Origin of the sequence: Clostridium sp. D53t1_180928_C8, assembly GCF_015667795.1 — a bacterium.
Taxonomy (GTDB): domain Bacteria; phylum Bacillota; class Clostridia; order Clostridiales; family Clostridiaceae; genus Clostridium.
This window is the reverse complement of record NZ_JADPEL010000075.1, coordinates 1-10713: the sequence shown is the minus strand read 5'-3', so window position 1 is coordinate 10713 and position 10713 is coordinate 1. Positions and strand designations below refer to the sequence as shown.

Below are 10713 nucleotides of genomic sequence, written 5' to 3'. Positions count from 1 at the left end.
TATATTATATTATTAATTTTCATTAAATCCACTTTATTTTTATAATATACTATTAGAATTAAGAAATAACTTTAATAAACAAATAATAAAATTATTAATATAAAAAAGAGCCAATCCCTATGCCTAAGCATAGAGTTTGGCTCTATAAATTCTGGATTCCCAGGTTTTTATTCTTGTTCTGCTAATTTCTTTAAGTCAGCATATTTTTGTCTAGCATGTTCTTCAGCCATTTGGAATAAATCTTCCGCTTGTTCTGGATATTGCTTAGCAATTGCTGAATATCTTACTTGATCCATTATAAAGTCTCTAAAACTTCCTTGTGGTTCTTTTGAGTCTAAGCTAAATGGATTCTTTCCTTGTTCTTTTAATTCTGGATTGAATCTATATAGATGCCAATATCCAGCTTTAACAGCTTCATCCATGTTTCTTATAGAGAATCCCATTCCCTTCTTTAATCCATGGCTGATACAAGTTGAGTAAGCAATGATTATTGATGGACCGTTATGAGCTTCTGCCTCAAGCATCGCTTTAACAACTTGGTTTTTATCTGCTCCCATGGCAACTTGTGCTACATAAACATTTCCGTAAGCCATCATCATTCTTCCTAAGTCTTTCTTCTTAGACTTCTTACCTGATGCTGCAAATTTAGCCATAGCAGCTGCTGGTGTAGATTTTGAAGATTGACCTCCAGTATTAGAATAGATTTCAGTATCAAATACTAATACATTTACGTTTTGTCCTGAAGCAAGTACATGATCTAATCCACCGTATCCGATATCATAAGCCCAACCGTCTCCTCCAAGGATCCATTGAGATCTCTTAACTAAGTAATCAGCTCTGTTTCTGATTTCTTCAAGAGCAGCTTTTGCTTCTGTATCTTCTATGTTGTTATCAGCAAGTATTGCTTCAACTTCTCTTGAGTAAACTTTAGAAAGTTCCCCATTTTCTTTATTTTCTAACCAGTTTTTAAATGTTTCTTTATATTCTTCAGCTATTGGCATTTCTAATAACTTAGTCATATTCATAGCTATGTTATCTCTCATTTGGTTAACTCCTAAGAACATACCAAATCCGAATTCAGCATTATCTTCGAATAATGAATTAGCCCAAGCTGGACCTTTTCCTTCATGGTTCTTAGTATATGGTGTTGATGGTGCTGAACCACCCCAAATTGATGAACATCCTGTTGCATTAGCAATCATCATTCTATCACCAAATAATTGAGTAACTAATTTGATATAAGGAGTTTCTCCACAACCAGCACAAGCTCCTGAGAATTCGATAAGTGGTTGTTTGAATTGACTTTCCTTAACATTCTTACCAGTAGTTAAATGCTCTTTATTAGAAACTTCTTTTGATACTGAGAAGTCCCAATTTGCAACTTCTTTTTCTACTTGAGTTCCAAGCGGTTTCATTTCTAATGCCTTACCTGGCGCTGGACAAATATCTACACAGTTGTTACATCCAGTACAATCTAATGTACTTACTTGAATTCTGTAATTTAATCCTGCTAAAGTCTTACCAGTAGCCTTCTTAGTTTCAAATCCTTCTGGTGCCTTAGCTAATTCTTCATCATTTACTAGAACTGGTCTAATACATGCATGTGGACACACGAAAGCACATTGGTTACATTGAATACATTTTGACATATTCCATTCTGGAACTTCTGTTGCAACTCCTCTTTTTTCATATGCTGCAGTTCCTGCTGGGAATGTACCATCTTCTATTCCATTGAATGCACTTACAGGTAATTTATCTCCTTCTAAAGCATTCATTGGGTTCATTATATTTTTAACAAAATCTGTTACTTCCTTAGTTTCAACCTTAGCTTCATCAGTAGCAGTTTTCCAGCTTTCAGGAACATTAATTTTAACTAATGAATTCATACCAGCTTCAACAGCTTCGAAGTTCATGTTAACAACTTTGTCACCCTTCTTACCATAAGCTTTCTTAATTGAAGCCTTTAAGTATTCTGTAGCCTCTTCTTGAGGTATAATTTCTGCTAACTTGAAGAATGCAGATTGCATTATCATGTTAATTCTTCTACCTAATCCAATTTCAGATGCTATCTTAGTTGCATTAACTGTGTAGAAGTTTATTTCATTTTCAGCTATATATCTCTTCATTGTAGCTGGTAATTTTCTTTCAATTTCTTCTTCGTTCCAAATTGTATTTAATACGAAGTTTCCACCCTTTTTAAGACCTTTTAATAAGTCATATTGTCTTACATAAGCTTGTACGTGACATGCTATGTAATCAGCTTCATCAATAAGGTAAGTTGATCTTATTGGTGTATCTCCAAATCTTAAGTGAGACATAGTTACCCCACCAGATTTCTTTGAGTCATATGCAAAATAAGCTTGTACGTATTTATCTGTATTTTCACCGATAATCTTAATAGCTTGCTTATTAGCACCAACAGTACCATCTGATCCTAATCCCCAGAACTTACATCTTACTGTTCCTGGTGTAGATATTCTTAATTCTTCTTCTACTGGAATTGAAGTGAAAGTAACGTCATCTTCGATACCAACTGTAAAGAAGTTCTTAGAATTTTCTTTCTTTAAGTTATCAAATACAGCCTTAATATCTGAAGGTGTAACATCCTTAGATGCTAATCCATAACGACCACCAACTATCTTAGGCGCATTTTCTTTTCCATAGAATGCTGAACATACATCTAAGTATAATGGTTCACCATTTGAACCTGGTTCTTTAGTTCTATCTATTACACAAATCTTTTCTACTGATTTTGGTATAACTTTTAATAAATGCTCAACTGAGAATGGTCTGAATAAGTGAACCTTTACTAATCCGTACTTTTCTCCTCTTGCATTTAATTCATCTATAGTTTCTTCTATAGCTTCAGTAACTGAACCCATAGCAACAATTATTTCTTTAGCATCTTCTGCTCCATAGTAATTGAATAATCCATAGTTTCTTCCAGTCTTTTCTTCCATTTTAGCCATGTATTCTTCAACTATTGGAACTATATCATTATAGAATTTATTTGAAGCTTCTCTAGTTTGGAAGTATATATCTGAGTTTTGAGCTGTTCCTCTTGTAACTGGGTTATTTGGAGTTAATGCTCTATTTCTAAACTCTTGTAATGCTTCTTTATCTATCATTTCAGCGTAATCTTCATAATCTAAAACTTCAACTTTTTGAATTTCATGAGATGTTCTAAATCCATCGAAGAAGTTTACGAAAGGTAATCTACCTTTAATAGCTGCAAGGTGAGATACTGGAGCTAAGTCAGCAACTTCTTGTACTGATCCAGCTGCAAGCATTACACATCCTGTCATTCTTGCTGCCATAACGTCTTGATGATCTCCAAATATTGATAATGCTTGAGAAGCTATTGCTCTAGCACTTACATGGAATACACCTGGTAGTAATTCTCCTGCTACCTTATACATGTTTGGTAACATAAGTAATAAACCTTGAGATGCAGTAAATGTACTAGTTAATGCACCTGCTTGAAGAGAACCGTGGAATGCACCTGCAGCTCCTGCTTCTGATTGCATTTCTACAACATTAACAGGTTGTCCGAAAATATTTTTCTTTCCTTGTGCTGCCCATTCGTCAACAACTTCTGCCATAGTAGTAGATGGAGTTATAGGGAATATTGCAGCTACATCTGTAAACGCATATGCTACGTGGGCAGCTGCTGTATTACCATCAATAGTCATCATTTTTTTTGCCATGATAATATACCTTCTTTCATCGTCCTAAGTATTAGATAATAATTATCCATTAATAATTATTATACTTAATTCTAAATATTTTTCTAGTACTTTTATTAGAAATTTTATTTAGTATAATTTTGTAATCTTTTGTCACTTCTTAGTATAATCACATATGATAATTTCTTCAATAGAAAAATACCATGTTTATACATTTGTTTTTTTAATAGTTACCAAAAGATTCTTTAATAATTATATTTCTAAATAAACTTTAATCACAATCGACATTTTCAATGATACTCTCTATATTTTTTATATACAAGAAGGCACTTTTTTTATATATAGTATCAAAAAAGATACTAAGTATATAGTTTTAAACTATATAATATGTTATTATGTATAAATGTACTCTAAAAGGAGGTTCATAATGAATAAAAAACTTTCGTTTCATAATGATTGTCATATTAAAAATCGTTGTGCTAAATATGATACATGTCCTATGATTCTTGTACATAGAATATTATCTGGCAAATGGAAAATACTAATATTATGGTATTTAAGCAATGAAACTTTAAGATTTAGTGAACTTAAAAGAAAACTACCATATACTACTCAAAAAATGCTAACTAATCAGTTAAGAAGTCTTGAAGAGGACAACCTTATTTTTAGAAAAGTATATCCTGTAGTTCCACCAAAAGTAGAATATGGACTTACTGATATAGGAAGAAAAATAGTTCCTCTTCTTGAATCTATGTATACATATGGAATTGAATATTCAACAAATAAGCAATCACTTAAAAATAACTAGGTCATATGACTTGGTTATTTTTAATTTTTAACTGAAAAAATTTAATATTTTTATAGAATAGTAAATAAACATTATACAAATATTAAAGGTAAGTATATTAAACTTTATAATTATCTATTCCTTTGTTTATTGACAATAATTATTGTTGGATTATAATTATTATAGAAAGCTTTAAATTAGAACTTATAAATCTAATATTAAATTATAAAAAGGAGATTATTCACATGGCTAACACATTCAAAATAACTGAAGACTTATTTTGGGTAGGCGCTCTTGACCCAAACTTAAGAATTTTTGACATAATAATGGAAACTAAATTTGGTACTTCTTATAACTCTTATGTTTTAAAGGGATCAGAAGGTATTGCTTTATTTGAAACTGTAAAAGAAAAATTCTTTGATGAACATTTAGAAAAAATTCGTTCAATAATAAACTTAGAAGATATAACTTATGTTGTTGTAAATCATACAGAACCAGATCACGCAGGTTCAGTAGAAAAGATTTTAGAATATGCACCTAATGCAACTGTTGTTGGTTCTGCACTTGCTATCAAATATTTAGGTGAAATAATTAACAAACCTTTCAAAAATAAAATTGTAAAAGATGGTGAAACCTTATCTTTAGGTAATAAAACTCTTAAGTTTTACAGTGTTCCTCAATTACATTGGCCTGATACAATGTATAGTTATGTTATTGAAGATGAAGCATTAATTACTTGTGACTCTTTTGGAGCTCACTATTGTGATGAACGTATATTAAAGAGCTCTATAGAAGAATCTAAAGAAGATGATTATGTTGAAGCTTATAACTATTACTTTAGAATGATTATGGGACCATTTAAACCATTTATGATAAAAGCAATGGATAAAATTAAGGACTTAAAACTAAATTATATCTGCCCAGGTCATGGATTAGTTTTAGATAGCTCAAATATTGAAAAATTTATAAATCTTTATAAAGAATGGTGTCAACCAGTAAAAAGAGAAAGACAAAGCATAGTTATTCCTTATGTAACTGCATATGGCTACACTGAAGTTATTGCAGAGGCTGTGAAAAAAGGGATTGAAGATGCTAACTTTGACGCTGACATATTAATGTACAACTTAGTAGATGCTGATATGAATGAAGTCTTAAAAGAAATAAATGAGTGTAGTGGATTATTACTTGGATCTCCTACTTTACTTGCTGATACTTTACCTCAAATTTGGACTATTTTATCATCACTAAATCCAGTAATTCATAGAGGATTACCTGTAAGTTGCTTCGGTTCTTATGGCTGGAGTGGTGAAGGTCTTAAAAATATAAATGAAAGATATAAACAATTAAAATTAAATATTGTTTCTGAACCACTTGGAATTGTATTTAAGCCTAGTGAAGAAAACTTATCTGCTGCCTATAACTTTGGTTTAGATTTTGCCAAAAAAGTTTTAAAATAAAAAAATAATGGAGTTGTTATTTAATTACAACTCCATTATTTTTTTATTTATACATTTGTTTTTTTAAAAATTTAGAAAGATCCATTATTAATGCTGCAATAATTGATAATCCTAAACATATTCCAAATTGTAACCATCCAAAAGTTTCTGGTATATTAAATATTCCTCTTACACCAGGAATCAATACAACAGAATATAAACATAAGCATATAACAATTGCTCCTATTGCATATTTATTCTTAAATACTCCCAATTTTAATATCGGTATGTCATTTGATCTAGCTGGTAAAGTTTGAAATATTCTTGCAAGAGTTACTGTTGAAAATGCCATTGCAGCTCCTAAAGCTGGTGATGATAAATCTCCTACATATTGAGCTATTATTACTATAACTCCAATAATTAATCCCCTTAAAATTACACTTTTTAATGTTCCACCAGCTAATATACCTTCATTAATATCTCTTGGCTTTTCCTTCATTATATTTGGCTCTGCTTCTTCTAATCCTAATGCTATAGCAGGTAATGAATCATTTATTAAATTAATAAATAATAACTGTAATGCAGTAAATGGATTTGGCCAATTCACAAAAACAGCAAATAGTATTGCAATTATTGCTCCTAAATTTCCAGCAAATAAATATGTTATTGCTTTCTTTATATTACTATAAACTGTTCTACCAACTTCAATAGCTGATACTATGGTTGAAAAATTATCATCTGTTAAAATCATTGCTGATGCATCCTTTGCTACATCAGTACCACTTCCCATACCAATTCCTATATTAGCTTGTTTTAATGCTGGGGCATCATTAACTCCATCACCAGTCATAGCTGTTATGTATCCCTTTTCCTGCCATGCCTTAACTATACGTATCTTATTTTCCGGAGAAACCCTAGCATATACAGTAATATGTTCTAACTTATCTTTAAGTTCTTTCTCAGATAAGTCATCAAGTTCTTTACCAGTTAATGATATATCTCCTTCTGACATTATACCAATTTCTTTAGCAATAGCTGCTGCTGTTGTTTTATGATCTCCTGTTATCATTACAGTTTTTATTCCAGCTCCAATAGCTTCTTTTACTGCATGATAAACTTCTTCTCTTGGTGGATCAATCATTGCCATTAATCCTACTAATGTCATTTCCACTTCATCTTCTAAACATGGAATAAAGTTCTCATCCGGTACATCTTTTATGGCAAAAGCTAATACTCTCAACGCCCTATTTGAGAATTCTTCATTAATCTTCTTATATTTATTTATTATATCTTCATTTATCTCTACTATTTCACCATCATTTAAAGCATATTTTGATCGTGAAAATACCACATCTGGAGCTCCTTTAGTAAACATAATTGCATCTCCATTAATAGAGTTCACTGTTGACATTAACTTTCTATCCGAATCAAATGGTATTTCACTTAACCTATCATATTTTTCTCTTAGCTCCTTATAATCAATTCCTCTTTTAGTTGCAAAATGAAGAAGAGCAATTTCTGTTGGATCTCCAATTTCTTTTCCTGTATCAGTTATTTCTGAATCATTACATAATGTAGATGATAAGTTTATTGCTTCAATTTGATTAGAATCATTATTTTCCCCTTGAACCTCTTCTTTATTAACTCCATACATAAAAAAATCAACAACAGTCATTTTATTTTGTGTTAATGTACCTGTCTTATCTGTACAAATTACACTAGTTGAACCTAATGTTTCTACTGCCGGTAGCTTTCTTATTATAGCTTGCTTCTTAGCCATATCTTTTGTTCCCACTGCCAGTACAATAGTTACTATTGATGATAATGCTTCTGGAATAGCTGCTACAGCAACCGCAATAGCAAACATAAAAGAATCAAAGATTAATGTTTTCATATTGTCTCCAGAAATATACCCTCTAACTACTTGAATCACAAAAATTATTGCAGCTAAAATCATTATAATTATTCCTAGTTTTTTACCAAACTCATCCAATTTAACTTGTAAAGGAGTTTGTTTATTACCAGCAGTCTCTAATAAAGTAGCAACTTTACCTACTTCAGTATTCATACCAGTAGCTGTAACAACTAATGTTCCTCTTCCATAAACAACAGTAGCACCACTGAAGACCATATTTCTTTGATCTCCAATACCAACTTCTTCTTCTATTCTATCCCCATGTTTTAATACCGCTTCAGCTTCTCCTGTAAGCATTCCTTCAACAACTTTAAGCGTTTGCGCTTCTATTATTCTTCCATCTGCTGGTATATAATCACCAGCCTCTAAAAATACTATGTCACCTACTACGATTTCCCTAACCGGAATAGTTTTTTTCTTCCCATCTCTTAAAACTTTTGCATTAGGTGATGATAATTTCTTTAAACTATCTAAGGAGCTTTCCGCCTTTCTTGTTTGTGTAACACCTAATACTGAATTTAGAATTACTACAACAAATATAATAATAGACTCAACAAATTCACCTAGAAATATCTGAACAATTGCCGCAATTAGCAATATAATTACTAATGGATCTTTAAAACTCTCTAAAAACATTTTCCAAATAGGAACTTTTGAAGCTTCTTTTAATTCATTATATCCATTTCTATTTAGCCTATTTTTAGCTTCTTCATCTGAAATCCCATTAATTGTACTATCTACCTCTTTTAATACATCTGAATATTCTTTTTTATAATGCATCTTAACTCCCCTTTCATATATTAGTTCTAATATAGTATTTACTTGAATTAGAAATTATATTAGTAAAATTAAGATTCAACACCTTCTAAAATCATTTCTATTTTAAGCTTCCTGATCTAATTATCGATATTAGTAACCATAATCCTAAAATTGCTGATACAAAGTATCCACCCATTCCTATTACTGATATTCCATACACCTTTGGTTCTGCATTTATATTGATTATCAAAGATGAAGCTACAACCATTCCTGCTATGACTAAAGCAAAAGCTAATCTGTTTACCATTTTATTCAATACATCTATATATTTATCCTTATCCTCAATAACAATATTTATCTTACCTCGTCCCTTAATTAAAACATCTGATAAAGCTACAAGTTTAGATGGTATATTTAAAGTGTCTCTTGTCAATTTATATCCTTTTATTAAATAATCATTAAAGTCAAATTCTGATAAAAAATAATCTTTATAATAATCCTTAGCATAAGGAATAACCAAACTTATTATATTTAGCTCTGGTGAAAGATCTGCTACTAAACCTTCAACCATTACCATTGTTCTTATAAGCATAGTAAAATCACTAGCTAACCTTAAATTATTTCTTTTTGCAATAGATGACATTTCTTGAAATAAAACAGATATCTTTATATTTTTTAATGATGTAGTATAATAATTTCTAAAAATATACTCAATATCTTTATATAAAATCTCTCTATCAACTTTTCCACTCTTTATTCCTATACTCATTGCAAAATCAGTTAATTTATCTATATCTTCATTTGCAATTGCCGCAATTGCGCTATTTAGTTCGCATTGCTTTTCTTTTGATAATTCTCCTACTATTCCAAAATCAATGAAACAAATCCTTCCGTCTCTTATTAATATATTACCTGGATGAGGATCTCCATGAAAAAATCCATCTTTTAACACTTGCTTAAAATATGAAAGCGTTAACTTTTTAGCTATGTCATCTTTATCATAACCCAAAAATTGTATAGCTACGAAATCATTTATCTTAAATCCCTCTATACTTTCTAAAGTTAAAACCCTACTACCTGTATATTCATTTATTACATAAGGAGCATATACACAGTATATATCTTCATTTAACGTTCTAAATTTTTCAATATTTTTGGCTTCAAAATTAAAGTTTAATTCTCTCTCTGTAGATAGTTTAAGTTCTAATAATATTTCTTTTGGATTTACTATAGAATCTTTAAAAATTTTACTAACTTTTTCACTTAAACTTAATAAAATATCAAAGTCCATATCCATTTTCTCCTTAATATTAGGCCTTTGAATCTTTATCACTACATCATTTCCATCTTTTAATACACCTCTATATACTTGTGCTACAGATGCTGATGCTATTGGCTTCTTATCTATAAATAAAAATTCATCCTCTATTTTTTTAGAAAACTCTTCATAGAATACCTTTGCCATTTCTTCAAATTTTTCTACCGGTACGTCATCTTGCAACTTAGCTAATTCTACTATATAGTCATCATGAACTAGTTCTGGTCTTGTACTTAGTATTTGACCAATTTTAATAAATGTTGGTCCTAGCTCTTCAAATGCCTTTCTAAGATTCGCAGGGGAATTTTTTATTTTATCCTCTTTTTTTCCTAAAAGATATCCTAATCCATATTTAGTAAATACTTTTAAAATTTCTTTAAATCTATTAACAGAATTCCCCTCCATCACTTTCCTCCAAGATCAACTTCTATTTTTCTTCTTCTTTATTAACTAACTTTTCTAATTTATAAACTCTTGCTTTCAACATCTCATACTCATCTCTCAAAACATAATTATGAGCTTCTATATTTGCTATATTAACATTATCCTTATTTGTAATAATTTCATTTTCCTTAGTTTTTTCTATAAAAGTTCTTTTTAGCTCTTCTCCTAACTCTTTTCCTTCATCTATTGTTATTTTTCCTTTCTTAACAAGCTCATCTACTACTTCTGTTGCTTTTTCATATGTGCTTGCTACAGCTCCTACGCCAAATAATAAAACCTTTTTTATTTCATCCATCATTTTAGACCTCCATGTTTACTTATAAATAATCTTATTATAATTATTTACAATTATATATTTTTTATATTCA

General features: G+C 30.3%; 6 protein-coding genes. 2 read left to right on the top strand and 4 right to left on the bottom strand.

Annotated features, from left to right (window positions below):
- Positions 1 to 167: 167 nt before the first annotated feature.
- On the bottom strand, positions 168 to 3707 hold the full coding sequence (gene nifJ, locus I4V51_RS19560) for a pyruvate:ferredoxin (flavodoxin) oxidoreductase (protein ID WP_195990119.1): 3540 nt from the start codon (positions 3705 to 3707) through the stop codon (positions 168 to 170).
- 406 nt (positions 3708 to 4113) lie between these two features.
- Here nifJ and I4V51_RS19555 point away from each other — a divergent pair, with 406 nt between their 5' ends.
- A complete protein-coding gene (locus I4V51_RS19555; RefSeq protein ID WP_195990118.1) occupies positions 4114 to 4494 on the top strand; it encodes a helix-turn-helix domain-containing protein in 381 nt (126 codons plus the stop codon).
- Positions 4495 to 4718: 224 nt separating this feature from the next.
- Positions 4719 to 5930 carry an FprA family A-type flavoprotein gene (locus I4V51_RS19550; protein WP_195990117.1) on the top strand — a complete coding sequence of 404 codons (1212 nt, stop codon included), beginning with the start codon at positions 4719 to 4721 and terminating at the stop codon, positions 5928 to 5930.
- Between the two features lie 43 nt (positions 5931 to 5973).
- Here the strand turns inward: I4V51_RS19550 and I4V51_RS19545 are convergent, their stop codons facing one another.
- The 3 genes from I4V51_RS19545 to I4V51_RS19535 all read right to left on the bottom strand — a co-directional run bounded on the left by I4V51_RS19545 (position 5974) and on the right by I4V51_RS19535 (position 10643).
- Positions 5974 to 8604: a calcium-translocating P-type ATPase, PMCA-type gene (locus I4V51_RS19545; RefSeq protein WP_195990116.1), complete on the bottom strand. Its 2631-nt coding sequence runs from the start codon at positions 8602 to 8604 to the stop codon at positions 5974 to 5976.
- 97 nt (positions 8605 to 8701) lie between these two features.
- Entirely contained in the window at positions 8702 to 10306 is a 1605-nt protein-coding gene (locus I4V51_RS19540; RefSeq protein WP_195990115.1) for an AarF/ABC1/UbiB kinase family protein, read from the bottom strand.
- Between the two features lie 22 nt (positions 10307 to 10328).
- Entirely contained in the window at positions 10329 to 10643 is a 315-nt protein-coding gene (locus I4V51_RS19535) for a hypothetical protein (RefSeq protein ID WP_195990114.1), read from the bottom strand.
- Positions 10644 to 10713 lie beyond the last annotated feature (70 nt).

Coding starts and splice junctions, on each gene's coding strand:
- nifJ (WP_195990119.1), bottom strand. CDS start 3,707: ATGGCAAAAAAAATGATGACTATTGATGGTAATACAGCAGCTGCCCAC.
- I4V51_RS19555 (WP_195990118.1), top strand. CDS start 4,114: ATGAATAAAAAACTTTCGTTTCATAATGATTGTCATATTAAAAATCGT.
- I4V51_RS19550 (WP_195990117.1), top strand. CDS start 4,719: ATGGCTAACACATTCAAAATAACTGAAGACTTATTTTGGGTAGGCGCT.
- I4V51_RS19545 (WP_195990116.1), bottom strand. CDS start 8,604: ATGCATTATAAAAAAGAATATTCAGATGTATTAAAAGAGGTAGATAGT.
- I4V51_RS19540 (WP_195990115.1), bottom strand. CDS start 10,306: ATGGAGGGGAATTCTGTTAATAGATTTAAAGAAATTTTAAAAGTATTT.
- I4V51_RS19535 (WP_195990114.1), bottom strand. CDS start 10,643: ATGATGGATGAAATAAAAAAGGTTTTATTATTTGGCGTAGGAGCTGTA.